General features: G+C 38.9%; 16 protein-coding genes. 4 read left to right on the top strand and 12 right to left on the bottom strand.

The window, feature by feature from the left end:
- Positions 1-193: 193 nt before the first annotated feature.
- From ACOQO5_RS16340 to ACOQO5_RS16325, 4 genes are all read right to left on the bottom strand, one after another.
- Positions 194-1,771 (bottom strand): tetratricopeptide repeat protein, encoded by a 1,578-nt coding sequence (locus ACOQO5_RS16340; protein ID WP_420582762.1) that lies wholly within the window; start codon positions 1,769-1,771, stop codon positions 194-196.
- A 34-nt stretch (positions 1,772-1,805) separates the two neighbouring features.
- Positions 1,806-3,245 (bottom strand): tetratricopeptide repeat protein, encoded by a 1,440-nt coding sequence (locus ACOQO5_RS16335; RefSeq protein WP_420582761.1) that lies wholly within the window; start codon positions 3,243-3,245, stop codon positions 1,806-1,808.
- 61 nt (positions 3,246-3,306) lie between these two features.
- On the bottom strand, positions 3,307-5,793 hold the full coding sequence (locus ACOQO5_RS16330) for an ATP-binding protein (protein ID WP_420582760.1): 2,487 nt from the start codon (positions 5,791-5,793) through the stop codon (positions 3,307-3,309).
- Between the two features lie 171 nt (positions 5,794-5,964).
- Complete coding sequence (locus ACOQO5_RS16325; RefSeq protein ID WP_420582759.1) at positions 5,965-6,255, bottom strand: hypothetical protein; 291 nt, start codon at positions 6,253-6,255, stop codon at positions 5,965-5,967.
- A gap of 6 nt (positions 6,256-6,261) precedes the next feature.
- Between ACOQO5_RS16325 and ACOQO5_RS16320 the strand changes: the two genes are divergently transcribed.
- Both ACOQO5_RS16320 and ACOQO5_RS16315 read left to right on the top strand, forming a co-directional pair.
- Entirely contained in the window at positions 6,262-6,888 is a 627-nt protein-coding gene (locus ACOQO5_RS16320; protein WP_420582758.1) for a CPBP family intramembrane glutamic endopeptidase, read from the top strand.
- Positions 6,889-6,942: 54 nt separating this feature from the next.
- Positions 6,943-8,280 carry a DNA recombination protein RmuC gene (locus ACOQO5_RS16315; RefSeq protein ID WP_420582757.1) on the top strand — a complete coding sequence of 446 codons (1,338 nt, stop codon included), beginning with the start codon at positions 6,943-6,945 and terminating at the stop codon, positions 8,278-8,280.
- 301 nt (positions 8,281-8,581) lie between these two features.
- Here ACOQO5_RS16315 and ACOQO5_RS16310 read toward each other — a convergent pair whose 3' ends face one another.
- Complete coding sequence (locus ACOQO5_RS16310) at positions 8,582-9,424, bottom strand: 1,4-dihydroxy-2-naphthoyl-CoA synthase (RefSeq protein ID WP_420582756.1); 843 nt, start codon at positions 9,422-9,424, stop codon at positions 8,582-8,584.
- Positions 9,425-9,657: 233 nt separating this feature from the next.
- On the opposite strand from ACOQO5_RS16310, the gene ACOQO5_RS16305 reads away from it, so the two are divergent.
- A complete protein-coding gene (locus ACOQO5_RS16305; RefSeq protein WP_420582755.1) occupies positions 9,658-10,509 on the top strand; it encodes a phospholipase A in 852 nt (283 codons plus the stop codon).
- 44 nt (positions 10,510-10,553) lie between these two features.
- Here the strand turns inward: ACOQO5_RS16305 and ACOQO5_RS16300 are convergent, their stop codons facing one another.
- The 6 genes from ACOQO5_RS16300 to ACOQO5_RS16275 all read right to left on the bottom strand — a co-directional run bounded on the left by ACOQO5_RS16300 (position 10,554) and on the right by ACOQO5_RS16275 (position 19,054).
- On the bottom strand, positions 10,554-11,291 hold the full coding sequence (locus ACOQO5_RS16300) for a transporter (protein ID WP_420582754.1): 738 nt from the start codon (positions 11,289-11,291) through the stop codon (positions 10,554-10,556).
- Positions 11,292-11,296: 5 nt separating this feature from the next.
- On the bottom strand, positions 11,297-12,439 hold the full coding sequence (locus ACOQO5_RS16295; RefSeq protein ID WP_420582753.1) for a hypothetical protein: 1,143 nt from the start codon (positions 12,437-12,439) through the stop codon (positions 11,297-11,299).
- Positions 12,440-12,462: 23 nt separating this feature from the next.
- Positions 12,463-13,356, bottom strand: a complete 894-nt coding sequence (locus ACOQO5_RS16290; RefSeq protein ID WP_420582752.1) for a SphA family protein — start codon at positions 13,354-13,356, stop codon at positions 12,463-12,465.
- Between the two features lie 62 nt (positions 13,357-13,418).
- Positions 13,419-15,272 carry an amidohydrolase gene (locus tag ACOQO5_RS16285; protein WP_420582751.1) on the bottom strand — a complete coding sequence of 618 codons (1,854 nt, stop codon included), beginning with the start codon at positions 15,270-15,272 and terminating at the stop codon, positions 13,419-13,421.
- Positions 15,273-15,432: 160 nt separating this feature from the next.
- A complete protein-coding gene (locus tag ACOQO5_RS16280) occupies positions 15,433-17,238 on the bottom strand; it encodes an amidohydrolase (protein ID WP_420582750.1) in 1,806 nt (601 codons plus the stop codon).
- Positions 17,239-17,329: 91 nt separating this feature from the next.
- Positions 17,330-19,054, bottom strand: coding sequence for an amidohydrolase (locus tag ACOQO5_RS16275; protein WP_420582749.1), 1,725 nt, complete (start codon positions 19,052-19,054; stop codon positions 17,330-17,332).
- A gap of 591 nt (positions 19,055-19,645) precedes the next feature.
- On the opposite strand from ACOQO5_RS16275, the gene ACOQO5_RS16270 reads away from it, so the two are divergent.
- Positions 19,646-20,218, top strand: coding sequence for a DUF4136 domain-containing protein (locus ACOQO5_RS16270; protein ID WP_420582748.1), 573 nt, complete (start codon positions 19,646-19,648; stop codon positions 20,216-20,218).
- A gap of 140 nt (positions 20,219-20,358) precedes the next feature.
- On the opposite strand, the gene ACOQO5_RS16265 is transcribed toward ACOQO5_RS16270, so the two are convergent.
- Positions 20,359-21,270: a cation transporter gene (locus ACOQO5_RS16265; RefSeq protein ID WP_420582747.1), complete on the bottom strand. Its 912-nt coding sequence runs from the start codon at positions 21,268-21,270 to the stop codon at positions 20,359-20,361.
- Between the last annotated feature and the right edge of the window lie 5 nt (positions 21,271-21,275).

The following is a 21,275-nucleotide window of genomic DNA, read 5'->3' as shown; positions in this document are numbered from 1 at the left end:
GTCTAGTTCTTTTCCTACCCAGGTGGGTAGTTTTCAAAAAAACTTCATTCAGAGGCAATGCAAGCACTTTTTACCATTAAAAAAATTTAGAATTAAAATGAATACGGCATGGTGAAAAAGCAGCAAACAGCTATAAGAGAAATGGGTTCAGGCAGGTTATTAAAGCAAAGCGGCAGACTTGTGAATCTTCCATTTAATTGGCGCGCACAATATATTCCAAGGCTTGCTTACGATTGGATACGCCCAACTTTTCATAGACGTTTTTCAGATGGTATTTTACCGTATTCACTGATACGAAAACTTTTTCTGCGATTTGAGAATTGTTGAGATCACCTATGGCATAGCCTAAAATTTCAAATTCTCGATCTGTGAGCGGAGTATTCAAGCACTCATTGATTTTGGACAAATCTGCAGTAAGTTCTGATGTGTCGCCTTCGAGTAAGATTTTGATTTGACTGCGAAGTTCTTCTAATTCATTCTCTAAAAGCTGTCGCTGCTTCTTGTTTTTATTAACTATAGCCACAATGATAAAGGTGGACAAAACGAAAACAATAATAGCAGCCCAGGTGAGCCAACCCAATCGATAATCTCGATCCACCAGGTCAGTTTGGCTGGTAGCATATTTTTCTGTCAAGATTTGATTCTCGTGTTCCAGTTTGTCGAATTTCACCTGAAGGGCTAACCGATTAAGCTGTTCTTTGTTAGAGTATTCATTAATGGAATCTTCAAGGGATTCAAATTTTTGATTCATCAAATTAGCCGCTTGTTCATCTCCCATTTTAAGAAACAGTTCACCTTGCAATTTGTAGTTGTCACGAAGAATTTTTATATCTCCTAATCGCTCACATTTTAGCTGATTTTCCTCTAAAATTCCTAAAGCCTTCTCCACCATGAGCATCTCTCCATAAGCCTGGGCTAGAATATTGTTGGAATGAATTAAATGCTGACTTTCTCCTTTTTGGGCATAAAAATCATTGGCCTTTTCGGCTACTTTTACTGCTTCTGAGTATTGTTTTTGTCTGATTTTCAGTTTGGCTTGCTCCAGTCTGCAATTAGCTAATCGCCATTGATCCCCAATTTCCAAATATTCTCTTTCTGCAGCTCCCAAATAATAGGAAGCACTATCTAATTGGTTTTGAGCCAAGAAGACACTACCTACTTGCTTGACTCTATTGGCATGTGAGTTGGCGTTACCTCCTCCCAGCGGAAGCAACACCAATGATTCTTTAGCATAATACAATGCATTGTCGAAGTCTTTCATTTGATGCTTTAGCTTACTCAGAAAACTGAGATCAAAACCCAGGGCAACGGTATCTTTCAAGGCTAAGTCAATCTGATAAGCACTATCCAATAATTCAATGGCTCTTTCATAATTACCCAGATGTTCATATAATGTACCTAGATTGTAGTATTGCTGTGCGCACTCAATGGAATCCTTGATGCGCTTTGCAATACCTAGCGAATGCTTATAATGAGGAAGCGCTTGTTGAAACAAGCCCATCTCTCTATAACAAAAGCCAGCATGACTATAGCATTCTAATAGTAGTAAATCATTGCGCACTTCGGCATTTTCTCCAGCATGAATCGCCTTAAAGTAACCCTCCAGAGAGTGTTCCAACTCTCCCAGATAGTACCAGGCATCTGCTTTCATTTGGTGAAGACGCGCAATTTCTAATTCCGTAGGCGTTTGTAACAATGAATCCGCTAAACGGATCACTGTTTGATAGTCTTCCTCCGCATAGGCTTGCTCAATGGTGGGTTGGGCAATCAAAAATTGGCATGCGGCCAAAAAACATGTAAAAAGGCTAAGAAGTTTTAACCACATACTCCAGTGCTTCTTTTTTATTGTTTACACCAAATTTATTGTACACATTGCCCAAATGAAATTTTACGGTGCTTAAAGAAACAAAAATTTTGTCGGCTATTTGCTGATTGGTTAATCCTTTTAGACTTGCCTGTAGAATTTCATACTCGCGTTCTGTGAGTGGGTTGACGAGCCTTTGATTAAGATTGTCCAAATCCAATGATAGATCAAAAGTACTAGGGCCTTCTATTAGCTCTATGTATCTTTTTTGCAGTGCTTCTAGCTGGCTAGCTTGTGCCAATTTTTCCACTCTGTAGGCTCGCACTCTAAAAAAGTAGATCCCCACAGCGGCCAAGACTATCGTTAGGCATAATACTGATATCCAGATAATCTGGTTTCTTGAAGCTCTGAGATTGCTGGCTTGTAGCTGGTTAGCCAACTTTAGTTGTTCTATTTCAGATTGCTGTTGGGCCAGTTGAAGTTTGGACTCTAATCTTCCGATTTTTCTGGATTGGCTTTCATTGCTCAGACTATCCTTAAACTGTGCATAAATTTGCTGATAGTTATAAGCTTGCCTAAAATTTCGCTTAGCCGCATAGCAAGTAGACAATATATCGCTTGACTCTTTGATCTGAATTTTAGTTTTTAGTTTAATTCCAATTTCATACCCCATCAAGGCATAATAAATTGCACTGTCCACTTCATTCAATTTCAAATAGGCATTAGCTATGTTATTTACATTTTTGGCAATTCCTTCATCATAGTCTAATTCTTTTTCAAGAATCAATGAACGTCTGAAAAGTCGAATGGCTCCCATGTTATCATTTTTTTCAGAGGCTACATTGCCTAGGTTGGTTAAGGTATTAGCTACGCCTTTCTTATCTCCTAATCCCTGCTTTAGTCCTAAAGACCTATTAAAATAATAAGCTGCACTGTCGAATTTTTTCTGTCTTTTATGCACCACGCCAATATTGTTGTACACTTTAGAAAGTACAACAGAATCTCTGGGAGTGGTAAGGGCAAGGCTCATTTGGTAATATGCCAAAGACCGCTCATAGTCTTCCAGGCTTTTGTATACCAATCCTAGATTACTAAGAATTCTTATCAGTTTTAAAGTATCCTTTGCTTCATCAAAAATTTGACGCGCTCCCAAAAAATTTTCCAAGGCTAAATCATAGTCACCCCTTATGTAAAAAGTGCCTCCAATGATCCTCAATGCTTCGCCTTGCTCAATAATCAAGTTTTCAGCTCGTGCCAGCTCATGTGCTTGCCTGGCATATGATTCAGCGAGTTCAGGCTCTTTATAAGTATTTTTTTGTGCTTTGTTAATAAGTTGAGTAATGCTGTCCTTTTGAAATTCTACCTGCGTATAAGACCGAGTATGAGTCCCGAATAATAATGCAACAAGCAAAACAATTTTTCCTTTACAAGATGAGATCATATATGATAATTCAATAACAGACCAAGCGATCCTCTTTCCTTCCAAACTTATCCAAAAAAAATTAAAGTAAAGCAGAAGCAGTAGTTGCCCCTCTGGTATAGGTATGTACCATCGTCAATAATTCCATCGGATTAAAAGGTTTGGAAAGGAAATCGTTCATGCCTACTTCAGCAATTTTAATCTTGACATTGTCGTAGGTGTCTGCAGATACGGCTACTATTGGGATGTTTTTCAAGTCAATGTTGTCAAGACCTCGAATAGTAGCTGTTACTTCATATCCATCCATTTCGGGCATTTGAAGGTCCATCAGAATTAGGTCATAATCGGTATCAAAAACTTTTACCAAAGCGTCCTGACCAGAGGTCACTACTTCACAAATCAATCCCCATTTGTCTAAAAATTTCTTAGCCATCATCAGGTTGATTTCATTGTCATCTACTACCAGTACTCGCTTGCCCTTCACCTCTTCTTTCATGATCACATCGTCCAATTCTATCGAGGCATTGGCATGTGCAGCTTCTTCCATGTAGAGTGAGAAATAAAATTTAGACCCTTTATTCACCTTACTCTTTACGAAAATCTGACTATCAAACAATTTGATTAGTTTCTTGGTAATGGCTAATCCTAATCCAGTACCACCGTACTTCCGAGTGGTATCTGCGTGTGCCTGAGTGAAACTTTCAAAAATCAACTTGAGTTTATCTTTAGATATACCAATACCGGTGTCTTCTACGGCAAACTCTAATTTTACCCGACCGTTACTTCTCGCTAATAAATGAATAAGCAATTTAATTTCTCCGTTTGGAGTGAATTTGAGCGCATTACTGATCAAATTATTCAATATTTGAGTAAGTCTCGCCGGATCGCCCTTCAGCATTGAAGGAATATTGTGGTCGATCAGTATATTGAATTTAACTCCATTCTCTGCAGCCTTCTTTTCGTAAGTATTGCCCAGTCCTTTGGTTAATTCTCTCAAATGAAAATCTATGTGTTCCAATTGGACATTACCAGATTCTACTTTACTATAATCCAGTATGTCATTGATTAAAATCAAAAGATTTTCTGAGGAAAATTTCAAGGTCTTGAGATGCTCCAGTTGTGCCTTTTTAGGGTTTTCATCTAGAAGCAAGTGTATGGTTCCTATCACCGCATTCATCGGTGTACGAATCTCATGACTCATCACCGAAAGAAAGTCAGATTTAACACGAGCTGCGGTTTCAGCTTTTTTGATGGCTCGCTTCAGTTTTTTGTTCTTTTTCTTAATTTTTTTGGTTCGGTGATCAATAATTTTTTCCAACTCTTCCTTCTGCCATTGTGCCAAACTTTCATTGACTCTGAGTTGGTCTATTTGTTTGTTCAGAGCCTTTCTTCTCTCCTTTTCCTGGATTTTCTTCCTTTGTGCAAGTCCAACTGAGAAAACCGCTATTTCGGCGATCAAGCCATATTTCAGCAAATTGGCTTGAGAAGTCGAAGGATCCCAAAGAATGGTATCGATCACACCCATGACTACCATAGCACCAGTACCATACATATAGTATTTGACCATCTCATACTTGGAATCATAAATTCGATAAATCAGACCAAATATCAATAGAGCATTGAGCAAAGCGACCACCCGAAGTCCATGTGTCACCACATAAATTTCTTTTGTATAGTAGATAACTACGATACTTAGAAAGAATATACCAATATCTACCATCGATACTATCCTTATCCATTTATGGTAGAGTACAAAGTGTTTTTTGGCACTGATGAAATCATTGACAAAAATCCAATAGGCTCCGGCTGCCAGAATTGTAGTAGGTATAAAATAAATGGTGTACCAAGGCACTTCATTTAAAATATACTCTCGTAATATATCTGTAAGAAACAGGTAATTGATAGCAATACAACCGAGATAAAATGCATAGTACAGATAGGCCTTGGTTTTTGTTGTTCCAAACAAGAACAAATTGTAAATCAATACAATCCAAAAGAGGCCTTGAAATATGAAATCAACTATGTGTTTGTCCAGGATTTCATAAACCCAATTTGTGCCACTCGTTAATCTCAGATCAAATTCAGGGTCGTTATGAATTTTTTCTTCTATTCTAATATATACATCTTGTGAAGCATTAGCATTCAACAAAATCGGAATATAATAGCTGCCCTTAGGTACCGATTTGAGCCGCTGCGGATACATATAACCACTCTGCTCGTGCTGAACTATAGTATCGTTTTCGACGAAGTAGCAGTCTATAAAATCATTCTTGCCTACGTACAACAAATAGAGCTTAATGGCTTTCTGATTGTTGACTAATCTAAGTCTCCCCCAGTGAACTTGATCACTTGACAGCTCTTCATTCAATGGCTTGAAGTGTGGTTGAGTACTGAGAATTTCTTTAATAGTAATCTCTTTGGTAGGATCAGAATAAACTCTCAGTTGATCAACAAGTGATGATGATTCATTCAAAAAATCTTCAGGGAAGACGACAGGTTGATCATAACCGAAGGTTTGCATGCCACAAACCAGAATCAACAGAGTCAAACAAGATTTTACGCTTCTCACAATTAGAAAAAATTTCGTAAAAGTTAATCAATTTCTTACTTAAGACAACGGCTGTTTATCTTGTCTATTGATGAACATAGTCTTTATATTTATCGATTGGATGCACATCCACATTCCGCCAACAATCCAGAAGACTAGATGAAACAACTTTGGAGATACTTATCAATATACCTACAAGAGCATTTTCATGTCGGGCTTTATTTTAGTGTTGCGATTTTTCTTATCACCTGCACCTACTTCAATTTTACACTTGATTTTGAGGATAGTATTATAGACTCCTATAGAAAAACTCCTTGGCATTGGTTCTATATGTCCATCTATATGGGGTTTCCTTTTTTGGTCACCTGCTGCCTTCTTTATGTTTTCAAGATTAATCGCGCTTGGATTAGGTCGAAAGAATTTTGGTTGTTGTTCATTTTCGGTTTTGCGATTATAGGCTTCAGCCGATCCCTTTATTTCCATTATTCATTGATTGAGCATTTAGACGTCATAGATTATCGTTTTGCTCGTAAAGTCATGTGGAGAGGCAAATCATTTTTTACGCTCTTCCTCCCTATACTATTTTTTTACTACTGGTATGAAAAGAAAAGGGATGAGACAAAAAGCTGGTATGGACTGACTTTGAAACAAACTGATTTCAGACCTTATGGCATATTGCTACTTGTAGTGGTGATCGGCATAGGATTGGCGTCATTTCTTTCAGATCTTACCAATTATTACCCACGATACATTCCCAGTGGTGGCGATCGATTTGCCGAAAAACATGAGCTGGCTGGCTGGATTCCTATGCTGATCTATGAAGGAGTCTATGGAGCTAACTTCCTAAATGTCGAATTATTTTTTAGAGGGTTCTTGGTCATAGGATTTGCCAGAGTACTCGGAGGGCAAGCTGTACTCGCTATGGTAGGTTCCTATATGTTTCTCCATTATGGCAAACCTATTACTGAAGCCATAAGCTCCGTATTCGGCGGATATCTCATAGGCATCTTAGCCTTCTATTCTAAAAGGATTTGGGGCGGAGTTATTCTTCATATAGCCTTGGCCTGGAGTATGGAATTCTTTGCTTGGTTGCAGCGGTTGTATGGCGATTATTAGAAAAATAGATTCATGCAGCCTGCAAAATCTACTTACACTTCATAGATTTGTTTCATGGAAGTTTATCATTTCGTTTATCTATTTACTGGCCTTGTATTAGGAGCTGGCGCCGCTTGGCTAGTCGCCAAATCAAAGTTTCAGCATCCACAAAATGCGGATGACCAGCTCAAAGCCAAAGAGCTGGAAATCAGATGGCAATCTGAGGTTGAAAAAGTGCAGAATCTTAATGAACGTTCGAAAGATTTGGAGAACAAACTTCAGAGTGAACGCGAAATGAACGTTCAACTCAACAACCAACATACACGGCTAGAGTCAGATTATCGCAATCTTCAAGAAACGCTAAAAACCCAAAAAGAAGAACTCAACCAAATCCGAGAGAAATTCTCAGCTGAGTTCAAAAACATGGCCAACGAGATCCTGGAAGAGAATAGCAAAAAATTCACTTCTCACAACAAAGAACAAGTAGACCAGCTACTCAAACCGCTGGGTGAGAAAATAGTCGCCTTTGAAAAGAAAGTAGAAGAAACCAACAAAGAGAATATTGCACGGCATTCTGCATTGAAAGAGCAAATCGTCGGCTTCAAAGAACTAAACCAAAAGATTACTAAAGAAGCTGAAAACTTAGTCAAAGCCCTAAAAGGGGACACCAAAGCACAGGGCAATTGGGGGGAATTTATCTTGGAAAGCATTCTTGAAAAATCAGGGCTGGAAAAACAGCGTGAGTACTTTGTACAGCAATCGTTGACTGACGAAGACGGCAACAGATTTCAACCGGATGTGGTGGTGAATTTACCAGATAGCAAAAGCATCATCATAGATTCAAAAGTATCTCTAGTTGCCTACGAGCGATTTGCGAATACCGATGACAAAGAAGAAAAAGAGAAGCAGATCAAAGCACATTTGCTTTCGCTTCGCGCGCATATCAAAGGCTTAAGTGAAAAGAACTATCAGAGTTTATATGGTGTAGAAGGGTTGGACTTTGTTTTACTCTTTATTCCTATTGAGCCGGCCTTTTCTTTGGCTGTGCAAAAAGATGCAGAATTATTCAATGATGCCTACAGTAAAAATATCGTAATTGTGAGTCCAGCGACTTTGATCGCTACTTTGCGAACCATCGCCAGCATCTGGAAGCAAGAATATCAAAACCGCAACGCCATAGAAATTGCCAAAGAAGGCGGCAACCTATATGATAAATTCGTGGCCTTTACAGAAGATGTAAAAGGCATTGGTCGCCAGCTCGACTTGACTCAAAAGGTCTATGTAGAAGCCGCCAAAAAACTATACGAAGGCAAAGGCAACCTGATCAACCGCGCAGAGAAAATGAAAAAACTTGGTGCGAAGGCTACTAAGAACATGGATCAAAAGTTGTTGGAGCGGTCTGAAGAGAACTAGGATAATCATCAACAATGATCATGATGTATTTAATAATCTTCAGACTGACAGTCTTCTACTTTTTTCCTTGATGAAAAATGTAAGAAAAAAATCAAGGCTGTGATCGCAGCGGCGAACCGCTAAATTCCTAAAATTTGGATAGTACAGGTAATTAAATCCAAACCGCTTCGGCGGGCCGTCGCTCCGCTCAAACAGTGGATTTAATCCTAAGACCTATTGATCCTAATTTATTAACAGAATTAATTCAATGCCAGAATCAAATGAACCTCAATTGTCATTACACTGCACTAGCTTATGTACATCAAGGGAACTTAGGAAACTTCGAGAAGTCGCGTTTTCTCTTTTCCAGGAATGCATTTCTGCCCTCTACCGCTTCATCCGTACCGTAAGCCAATCGGGTGGCTTCGCCAGCATACACCTGTTGACCAACCAATCCATCGTCGATCAAGTTGAAGCCAAACTTCAGCATTTTGATAGCCGTCGGGCTCTTGGTCATGATCTCTTGTGCCCAGTCGTAGGCCGTTTGCTCTAAATCTTCATGTGGCACTACTTTGTTGACCATACCCATCTCATAAGCTTCTTGTGCGGTGTAGTCAGCGCCGAGAAAGAAAATCTCTCGTGCTCTCTTTTGCCCTACTTGTCTCGCCAGATAGGCCGAACCAAACCCACCATCGAAACTGGCTACATCTGCATCTGTTTGTTTGAAAATCGCATGCTCCTTGCTGGCAATGGTCATATCACAAACCACATGCAAACTGTGACCGCCGCCTACCGCCCAGCCTGGCACGACGGCTATCACTACCTTGTTCATAAATCGGATCTGACGCTGCACATCCAAGATATTGAATCTATTGACACCATTGGCGCCCTTGTAGCCCGTATTGGATCTCACCCGCTGATCTCCACCAGAGCAAAATGCCCATCCGCCATCTTTGGGCGACGGCCCCTCACCGGTGATCAATACCACGCCTATATCCTGACTTTCATGACAAATGATGAGGGCTTCCCACAGCTCATCAACTGTTTTGGGGGTGAAAGCATTGCGGCACTCTGGCCTGTTGAATGCAATCCGTGCCACACCATCCAAGGTTTTGAAGGTGATTTCTTCGTACTCTTTTTCTGTTTTCCACTCTAGGTTTGCCATCGTTCTGGAATTGTATTTGGTCCGGTGCAAATGTAAGGATTGGCTGGTAAGAAGGTAATTAGTTCGAAGGAAAATCGGTTAAGCATATTCTTTCTATCAAATATCCATAATTAGCTCCTAACTTTGAGGATCATGAATGGGACGCTAACTGATAAAAAATCACAGTTTGTATGACGCCTGTTGAAATAATCCTTCCTTGCAATAAAATTTTAATAATTATCTTTCTTTGAGATATGAAATTAATTCTTCGAAAAGCGGTCATCACATTTCTGTTTTTTACCTCTTCAGTATCATTATTTGCTCAATTGGATTCAATTTACGAGGGAAGCAATGAAAAAGCCAGTAGTTTTTTTAATGCTTTTGGCCCTCATGACCCTGTATTTTTTGCCTTAGGATATGGGAAAAATTCGGATTTTGAAGACAAGGTAATATATGCCAATTTTCAAATCAGTTTTAGGTTTGAAATATTTAGTATTGCCAAAAAGGAAAACCAGAGTATCTATGATCGATATAGAGGATTCAATTTAATCTACAGTCAACTTTCATTTTGGGACTTGTCGTCTAAGTCTCAACCATTTTATGATACGAGTTACAAGCCGGGGCTCATGTTTTTGTATCAGAAAATTGATGGACAAAACATATCATGGATCCATAGAATCGATTTGGAAGGTGGCTTTCAACATCATTCGAATGGAAGAGAAACAATATACTCCAGGTCAACTAATCAATTTTATTTCAAGCCTACTTTGGTTTGGAAATCTGGGGGTCACCATTTTTTCTTTGCTCCTAAAGTTTGGACCTACTGGAAAACGGAAAAAAGAACCAAAGATATTCAAGACTATTGGGGCAATGCCGATTTTGAACTCACCTGGCGAGCCAAATGGGGACTTCAACTAGAATCCCACAGCATTTTCGCTAAAAACGTGAATACTTTTCATGTCATTGCGACCTATCCTGTCGACAGATTCATTAAAAGATTGAAGTTTTATATAATGTTGGATTATTGGAATGGTGCAGGAAACACCATTCTGAGATACAATGAGAGCACTCAAGGGTTCATTGGTGGCATTGCCTTGACTCGTTAGCAAAGAAACAAAAACAGTGCTCTACATTATCGCAAAATCCAGTCTCAAAGAATTACTCTTAAAAAAACACGATAGTTCTGACTTTTGGATGCAATCAAATGACGGGTAAACGCACCAATTTGAAGCTTATTGGCTTTCACCATATAATTATACTCTACTTCCATACCGTAATCATCCTTTTCAGGATTATTGACTTCGTTGTATAAAATCATCGGTGTTAATAATATATATGACCTTGTAGAAAACACAATCGAATTGACTAATTGCAAAGTAATCCCATGTTGATCTTTTCTAGACAACTCATCTCTACTATCAAATTGGTAACGATAAGACAAATTTGGAAACAAAGAATAGGTTTCCGAAAAAATCAATCCTACAACAACACCAGGAGACAGACTCCACCGCTCCGTTCCCAACCCATTTTCCATACTGCCTGTGGGAAAAAATATATCCATCGACAAACCCAGCCCTCCTATAAACTTATCATAATCCACATACGGAACATAATAAGAGCGCAAACGAATATCAGACAAGCCAAATTTTTCAGTCTTCTGATTATACAAAAATGGAGCTTCAAGCGTAGATTGAAACTTGCCAACAGCATAATTCAAATTGACTCTATATCCCCATGTGTCTACCTCTGATTGAGTGTATTCAAGGTTGTTATTGAGCCTTGTATATATATTCGTTGGCTTTGATAAATCAACGTCATTGGATTCAACTTCTTGTGCAGAGACATAAAACAGCTGAAGGCAAGAAAAAAAAGTTAATATATACTTCATAGTCATTAATAAGTCAGAAAAGCACGCAACCCTACAACTGAATTAAATTCATCATTCACCGTTCTATAAAATTGAAAATTCGGTGCGAAGTTAAGGTACTGGTTCACGAAGAATCTCCAATAAAAATCCATTCCAAACTCCTCCTGACCTGCACGGCTATTGATCATTGTTGAAAAACCTGCCTGATCGCCATTTCTACCCAAAGGATTTTTAAAGGTTAATCCAGCGACATAAGCAGCATTGAGTTTGTCAATTCGGTTTTTTCCATTCGAAAACTTCAAAATCAAAATAAGATCATCAGTCAAACCTTGATTGGCGGTGTACAATACCCCTGAGCCGGACGGCGTTTCTCCTTCTCCTCCCTGGTAGTAATAAATAAGATTATGATCAGAATACAAACCTTTTCCAGCTCCTATTTTGAATCGCATAAACCCAAAGTAATTCCACAACGAACTGCTAAAGTCTGGCGCATAAAGGAAATTATTTTTCTGCTGACCATCCGTCACCATTCCCCCGAAACTTAAGGATTTCGAAGCATGTATCTCCGTATAAAATCCCATACCGCCATCAATATCAGGAACCGGGTCAGAAGCCGAACTCTTAGAAAAGTAATTGTATTTGTCCCATCCGGAATAGTTGGTAAAACTGGTAAGAAACAAAGGATCCATTTTACCAAAGGTCAAATCCAGTTTTCCACTCATCAAAAAATTCTCAACGTATAGATTTTCTAAACTCACATCATGATCTTGTTCATCCGAGGCACTAGGTATCGAAATCATGCCCAACTGTTCGGAGAATTTTTTCGGATAGCTTCCAGACCATAAACTTGTTTGCTCTACCCAGCCGTGCAAATTGAGTTGGTACCGATCATTGTCGATCATCAACCACCTGTAAATGACGCCGGCATCATGATGAATATTATGTGCTGTGTTGTCATTGCCGCTTCCTGCTTGCCACATGGGGGCTAAGTAGAAAAAAGCTGCATGTTCTTCTTTAGAATAGGCCCATCGGTCAAATCGATCTATTTTATCCTCTTCATCATGCGATTCTGCTTCTGAATCATTAAGTGCTTTAATAATATTCTGATCGTCTTGTGCCATAACAGTCAAAGAACAAAAAACAGCAATTATCAACGCTAAATTCTTCATGAGTTTCTATACGAATATTGATTTTAAAAATTCTTTAGCAAGATAAAGCGAATGGCCGTTCCTTCCGGTCGGTTTACTGCCAAATATTCCAAATACCAACGTGTCAAAAACACCCACTTAGTAGATGTTCGGTACCCTAGCTCCATCCCTACTCCATTCACTCTATACTTGTTTACATTAGAAAGATCCGCTCCCCCTTCCTGATTTCCTAATTGATTGGTATTGTATCCAATAATACCCAAATTAAAAACCTTGTCGAAGGTCTTGCCTATGGACCATTCTGTCACCCAGGTAGATGCAGGTCGTATGTTGGTTGTTTTTTGTTTGGAATTGAACTCGAAGGTATTCATTGAACTCAAACTCCATGAGCGTTCTTTATCCAAATAAGCAGTCAACCCTACCCCAACATTATGGGACCAAAAACCTTTTCCTCGGTTGTTATTTGAACCAGCTGTAAAACTTCCCGTAGGCATCCAAACTGCATATCTCGCGTTCACAGCCAACCAATCAAAGTTCCAGGATAACATCAAAGGAATGACCTTGATATCTCCTAGCCCAATGCGCTCAGGGTCGATTTCCAAAGTCTCAGGATTGGGAGCAAGGTTGGTAAACGGTAAAATGAGTGCTGCATTATAATTGGCATTTAGTTTTTTCCATCGTTTGCCCCAAATACCTCCGCTGATATTGGCAATCACATTGACGGGTTTGGATAATGTAGAAACCTTTCCATCATTGTCTTTGTATTCACCAGCATAATAGATGTGTGTGACGTTGACATAGGACCATCCCATCGGAAATCCATGTGCAGAACGTACCCCAAATAAACCTGGGCCGTAATGACCTGTGAGGGCTTGGCCATTGGCTTGCACAACAATTATCAGCAAGAGACAAGAAACAAGGCTTGTAAACTTTCTCATATCATTCTTTTAATACAAAATGGAAATCTTTGCGGATTTCCATTTTGTATTATTAAATAATTTTAACGTTCGTGTCTATGATTGTTTGAACCATGATTGCAACCTGTCAATGCTCCTGGAAGTGCAGCGTAGGCCAACAGTTTCCCTTCCATCAACAAGGCTGTTTTCTCATCATATTGGAAAGTATATTCACCATCCATCAGGGTAGCCATCACTTTGATGTCTTTCAATTTCTCAGGATCAACCTCATAAGGGTTCTCCCCAAGTACTACCAAATCTGCATATTTACCCACTTCAATTGAACCAATTTTATCTTCCATTTGCAATTGCCAAGCAGCATCAATGGTAATCGCCCTGATTGCCTCTTCGACAGTCATTGGTGTTCTGTTTTCTGGAAAGGCTGTAGCATCTGGATTAGAAGCATCTTTTAAAGTTACAGCACACTGTACAACAAACAATGGTCCTTGCATGCTTGCCGGTGTACTCGGTACATCGGCAGAAATACTCACTCTTACACCGTTTCTGGCAAAATGTGGATATCTACCTAATGATGAATTTACTTGCTCTAATCCTCTTATTCTAACATTGTCTTTATCACCGTTACCAAAAGTATTGGTAAAGTTAGGTGTAGAGTTTACTGGAATCTTATTGTCAATGATACGTTGTTGATCATCTGGATGCACATAAATAGCATGGTGTAAGGCACTGCGGTTATTAGGGTCAATTTTACGAGCTGCTAAAATAGCGTCTACTGCTGCTCTAGATGAACGATCGCCATCGGTGTGTACCATTACGTCTAAACCAACTTCGGCAGCTTTTGTAACAATAGTCATGGTTTCCTCTGGTTGCACATTAAACGACCCATTGTGATCTGTACCAGGATAGTTATCAACGTGAGGTGCTGTTCCTGCAACCGTATTCCCTTCTGGGTGAATTTTTAAACTGGTTACCATCAATTTGTCAGAGTTGTATTTTTTGTTCATTTTAACTCCAAAGTCTACAAATTTTTGTGGATCACCTACAGCCGATTTGTATATAGGTAAAGCCACGGTACGCATTTTTAAAGATCCGTCATTTTCCCATCCTTTTAATATGTCCATAGCTACAACAAAATCTTTCTCCATACCACCATGTACATCTTTAATATTAGGTGTTACAATGCCCGGATTTAAAAATGTTGTGGTTCCGTTGCTCGCCCCTATCGTATATAACTGTTCTGCACTTTCACGAATCATATTATCTGGATCCCAGGCAATTTGTCCATACGCCTCAAACCACTGTAGTTCTATACCAACTCCTGTTGGGGTTCCATCGGCATCACGTTTCCAAAAGGTTACACCAGGTACTACATCTGGACTGTCTTTCGTAATGTTTGCTGCTATAAAAGCCGCCGTGTTCAACCAAGCATCGTGGATGGTATTGTCTAGAATAAATGCCGGACGGTTTGGTACAGCCTCATCTAAATCTTTAGCTGTTGGATAACCTTCTAACATGTTGGTGTCCCAGCCTATCCCTTGAATGACTTTTTTATCTGGATTGGCTTCAGCGTATTCCTTTATCATTCTTATGGCGTCGGCTCTATCTTTGGCATCATAAATTTGAACCCCTAGAGATGTCCATGATGAAGCGATTAAATGGTCATGCGCACTCACAAAACCAGGCATCATGGTTTTACCTTGCAAGTCTGTGGTTTCGGTATTGTCTCCTATATAGGCTTGCGCATCGGCCGTTGAGCCCACAAATACAATTTTACCATCTTTTACCGCAACCGCTTCGGCTGAAGGTTGGGCTTCGTTTATCGTATAGATATTACCGTTGGTAAATACCATATCGGCAGCTTCCTGCTTTGATTCTGTCTTGCAGCTAGTGATGACTAGAGCAATTAACATGGTAACTAATAGACTGAGTTTTTTCATTTTAATTTATGTTTTCAGTTTTAATACTTGTTCTACTAATTAGAACAGGGTAGGTTTTACTTTAAACCCCTAATTATTTTTCTATTTCTATCAATCAGAAAAGTATCTCCATGATTTGAAGATACCTTTCCCAATTTTTAAAAGATTACGACCTCATGTTTTATAGTCCTTCTTTATGAGTAAACTCTCCATTTAGAATTGTACCGACACAGATACTTTCTTTTACAAGGTTTTCTGGTTTAATATCTCTTAATGATTTCTCGAAAATAGCCATGTCAGCGTATTTGCCTACTTCAATTGATCCAATTTTGTCTTCCATGCGCATTTGCCATGCAGGAGCTACAGTATAGGCGTGAAGTGCTTCATCAATTGTCATTTTTGGTCTCCATGTTGGGAACGGTTTTGAGCCTTCTAAAGAAGGTTCTACTAAAGTCATAGCTTGTTGCATCAAGTAAGCTGGATAAGCTTTATCTATGCTAGACCCCGGCGTATCTCCAGAAAGAGAAAGGTTTTTATATCGTTTTGCAATCTCCGTGTATTGCGCATAGCATTCTTTAACATAATCTTCATCCATTGTTGCAAAAATGTCTTTTCCTTCCATGCCAGCATCCATCTCGTTGATAAAAACCGGTGTGGCATTGGTAGGAATGTTATTTGCTATTACCTTTTCTTTAGTAGCATTGTCCATCATTGAAATATGGTCTAACCTGTTACGCACATCTCCATAGTTTTCTTTTGCCTCTATGTAAATATCTGTTAAGCGTTTTACCAATCTTGCTCCATCGGCATGTGTGATTATGTCAAGGCCGCTCATATTTGCACGATTAACTACCTCATACATTCTATCTGGCGAAACACCATAATCACCCCAAGTAAAAGCATCTTCTGGGTTTGCCTTTTTGTAAGGCTTTAATTGTGTAGCTCCTCTGGAAGCCCAAGCCAATTCAGGATGGATTTTAACATTGTTTACACGTAACATGTCGTCATTATAGCTTTCACGCATTTCTAAAGTAAAATCTACAACATCTTGCGGATCTGCATCTGGTAATTTGAACATGGGCATTACATTAAGACGCATTTGCGCTTCTCCATTGTCTACACGCTTTTTCAAAATTTTCATGATATCACGCATGTCTTTTTTCATTAAATCTGTACTCACAGCAACTCCTGGTGTTACCAAACCTGGTACCATAGCCGTGGTTACTCCTTGTTTAGCCAAAAAGCCTTGTAAGTTTTCAATAGATTCTGGTACCATTTTTTCTGGTTGCCATGCCCCCATTTTTATATACGCTTCAAAGTAAATCACTTCTATAGCCAAGCCAGTAATGTTACCTTGAGCATCACGTTCCCAATACATTACTCCTGGTTGAATATCTGGAGTCTCATTGGTGATACCTGCGGCTTCTAAGGCCAAGGTGTTCAATCCTGCATCGTGTACAGAATTACCTATAGCAATTGTTGGACGGCCTAAATCCCATTTGTCTAAATCTTTAGCTCTTGGCCCTTGACTTCCAATTATATTTGGCAACCACCCGAAACCTACCAATGGACCTTCTTCGTCTGGATGTGCATCTACGTATTCTTTAAGAATTTTACCAATATCGTCTACAGATCTCGCACCACTTAAATCCACACCATAAACTGTCCATGCAGATGCCACTACATGGTTATGAGATTCAATGAAACCAGGCGTTACATATTTCCCTTTAAGGTCAATGACTTCTGTGTTATCTCCAACAAATTCATTGGCCTGATCAGAAGACCCCACAAATACGATTTTACCATCTTTCATGGCCACAGCCTCTGCATTTGGCTGATCTGGATTCATGGTTTCAATAACTGCATTAGTTAAAACTTTATCCGCCTCAACTACAGTTACATTTTGTTGTTTTGAAGTATTCTGTTCTCCGCATGCTATTAGAAAAACAGCTGCGAGAAGAATGACTGTTGAATTTAAGGTTTTCATTTTAATTTATGTTTTCAGTTTTAATACTTGTTCTACTAATTATAACAGTGCAAGTTTTATTTAAAACCCCTAATCAGGTTTAAATTATTTTCTAATTCCCGCTAAACGTTTGATTTCCTTTATAATAAGTGCCGTTTATTTTTACTTTACTAATTTCATGAGAAGGCACATCGAACAAGTTCTTCTCTAGTACTACAAAATCTGCAGATTTTCCTACTTCAATAGAACCAAACTCTTTATCGCCATTCATTAACCATGCATTACTTATGGTGGCCGCTTTTATGGCATCCTCAAGTGACAATTTATCTATGTCTTTTCCTTGCATAAGCGCTCCTTCTTGTCCGGCTCTGGCTCTGGTGACAAACATTTCAATATTATCCAAAGGTGCAAAACTTGGAAAAGTAGTGGCTACCGGATAATCTGATCCAATACCTACTTTGGCACCTGCTTGAACCACACGACCGGCAGGATAAAAATCGTCAGCTCTATCGCCAACCACATCATAGTTAACATCCATGGATGGTCCTGGCATAATCCATAAGGCTGAGAAACTAACCCCTGCTTGTGCATCATTAAATCGAGGCATATCTGCTGGATCTATCATCATAGCATGCGTCATATTGGCTCTAGCCTTGTCTTTTCCATGTTTGGCTATTGACGCTTCCATAGCATCTACAACAAGCTCAATACCAGCATCACCACACACATGAAAATGCATGTTGATGTTATTAGCATAACATTTATCTACAAGTGCTTTGAATTCATCTATAGGAAAAACGGTCATACCCGTGCCTTCATAACCCGAACCTTCTATATAAGGCTCCTTTAAGAGGCCTGTACCTGTTTCAATAGAGGCATCGACATTAATTTTTATAGAGTTTGAATACACATCGGTACTTTTTGAATTGTTAATTAAGGCTTGCGCAGCAGCAAAATCATCTTCTTGATTTACCGAATAATGCGACATGGATACGCGCATCACGGCACCATGCTTTTCATTAAATGCATGAACGGCATTCATAGCGGGAATGGGTTGCGCAAATAACACCCCTGGATCAAAGGCAGTTGTCAATCCCACACTCGGAAACTTTGGAAAGGCTTTGGTAACTACACTTTCAAGCCATTCTTCAGAAATATCACCAACCATCGGGAAATACACACCAAAATAGGCTGGAATTTCTTCAATAAATCCTGTTGGATTACCATCTGCATCGCGTTGGTAATAACTTTGTTCTGTAGGATCTGGTGTATCTTTTGTAATGTTGGCTACTTTTAAAGCGGCAGTATTTGCCCAAGCGCCATGACCGTCTGAACGCACAAACAGCACCGGTAAATCACCAAAAATTTCATCTAAATCTTCTTTTTTAGGCCCTTCTTTTGGGAAATTGGTTAAATGCCAACCATACGTAATTAAGGGTTCTGTTCGGTCTTCAGGTAAGGATGCTGCGAATTCGCGCAACATTTTATACATTTCTTCATTGGTCTCCGCTGCACCCGTATTAAATTCAGCTGTTAGAATAGAAGCTGCAACCGAGTGAAAATGTGTATCGATAAACCCTGGGGTGGTAAATTGCCCTTTTAAGTCCACCACTTCCGTGGCATCTGCTACATAAGCATTTATTTCGTCATTGCTTCCAATGGCTAGGAACTTCCCGTCTTTGATTGCAAAAGCTTCAGCCCATGGCCGAGCTTCATTGACAGTATAAATTTTGCCGTTGGTGAAAACAGTGTCTGCAGTTTCTTGTTTGGTTTCAGGCTTACAACCAAAGAGAATAGCAGTAAAAGATAGTGCTAATAGCAGATTTATTTTTTTCATGTGAATTGGTTTGTTTCAATATTCTCTTCAATGATAATAGATGTGAATTAGTTCAACCCCACTTTCATTCCTGTTTTTCTAAAGTCAATTTTTTAAATCACACTTCATGGTTATACTTCATAGGCTAAACTATCCACCGAACCAGGCTATCCATTTTTTGTCTAAGGTTTTGAAGCAATAAAAATCTATTGCTAAACAAAAGTCAATGATGATAATAGTATTTTTAAATCATTGACTAATAGCCTACTATAATAATTAAATTCCTAAAAAAAAGAGTCAAGTCAGTGCAATTTTGTTTTCATTGCTCTGAAATCTAACAAATAATCCGATTGGAAAAACGCTTTTCATTCAAAGGGGTATTTTTAATGATTGAACCAATTCTTTTCGAGCAATATTTGGAAATTGAGCCAGCCCTTCTTAATTGAAAGACTATAGATTTTGACAGAGATTTTTAAAAAAACTGAACCATCTTATTGAAAATTGAGTAAAAATAATTGTTCTTTAAGAAAGCAAAATGAACAGAATCTTAATAAGGGTATTCCAGGTTTATGTTCATTTATAATTGAATTCAAATAAATTATATATAGAACTATGAAAAATTTCACCTTAGTAATTTTATCAATTTTAATCCTGTCATCTTGTGCATCCGTCAAGGTTGTATCTGACATGGACAACTCTGTCGATTTTTCTACTTACAAAACGTTTGAATATTACGGCTGGGCTGAGAACAGTGACAAACTGATGACTGATTTGGACAAAGAAAGAATAGAAACGGCTTTTGGGGCTGAATTTAAAAAGCGAGGTCTGGAACTGGTAGAAAATGGAAAAGGCGATATGGAAGTCGCACTCTATGTAGTATCGGACACCAAGCAAAGCACAACGGCACATACCAACTACATGAACACTGGTGGCTACGGTGGTGGCTGGGGCTACGGATATGGCTACGGATATGGTGGCATGGGTACATCTACGACCAACTATACAACAACAGAATATGAGGTAGGTACTTTAGTTGTCAGCGCCTATGATACACAGACAAAGAAATTGATTTGGCAGAGTATTGGGTCAGGAACAGTTGCTGAAGATCCAGCTAAAAGAGCCAAAAACATTCCTAAGGCAGTAGAGAAGATCATGGCAACATGTCCTATCAAGCCTGTAGAATAAGCAAAGTTTGATACTTATAAAAAAAGCGAATCTTATAGATTCGCTTTTTTTATGGCACACATTTCGTTTTTTTGGTCAATAGAATATAACTTTCGTTTATAACCTAATGTAGGTTTTCAATGTATTTTCAAAACTTTAATCTAGCTGATAATAATTTCAATATCGGTAAAGTTGTACTTTGCAATAAGCTTATCAAACATCTGGGAGCGAATCTCACTGATCTTCTTAACTTCAACTGTCGTACGACTAGAAGATAAATAAACTACAGCCAAATAACTACTCCCTGATTTATTGATAAAACTTTTTTCATAGGTCAGATGTTCATTGCTACATTCTTTCAACCAGCTGATAATCTCTTCTTTTTCTTCTTGGTCTTGTAGACTCCCGCCACCAATCTCTATAAAGGATGTTTTTAGAATGGTGAGCGGAGTTTTTAAAAAGGCCACACTCAATATGATTACTAAAATAGCATCTCCAATCGAGTGAAGGAAAGCCAAAGGACTGGTCTCTGGGATAAAAGAAATCATCAAGAAAGAAGCCCCAAGCAACAAAGACATAATGCCATCAATAATCAAAGATTTGGCTTCAACCTGAAGGATGGTACTCTGTCTCTTCGTGGCTCTAAACCGATTGTTGAAATACATTGACATGCCAAATGACAGCACTCCCATGGCTACTGCATAATAAAGTATGGGGCCATAAGTCACTTGGCCTATTTCGTCCCCCATAAAAAAATGTATTACTTCGATCCCGTTTTGTAATAAGGCCATCAAAATAATACCCAATAGTATCAGCCCTTTGAAAAACACAAAAAGCGATTCATAGAGATACAGTCCAAAAGGGAAAGAATCACTTCTGTTGTGTTTGACTTTAGAAATATAAACTGCTATGCCACTTACCAAAGTAGCTATCATGGAAAAGTTACCATCCAGCAACAAGGCTTCAGAATTCGTCAGAAAATAGAAATAATAGCCTGAAAACGCCATTATCAAATTGGCGAAAACGCCCACCCAGAGGGCTTGTTGTTCTATCAGATTATTGTCAGATGGCACTAATC

This window comes from Reichenbachiella sp. (genome assembly GCF_965223055.1).
Classification (GTDB): Bacteria; Bacteroidota; Bacteroidia; order Cytophagales; family Cyclobacteriaceae; genus Reichenbachiella.
The sequence above is the reverse complement of the archived record's forward strand: the minus strand, read 5'-3'. Positions and strand labels throughout refer to the sequence as shown.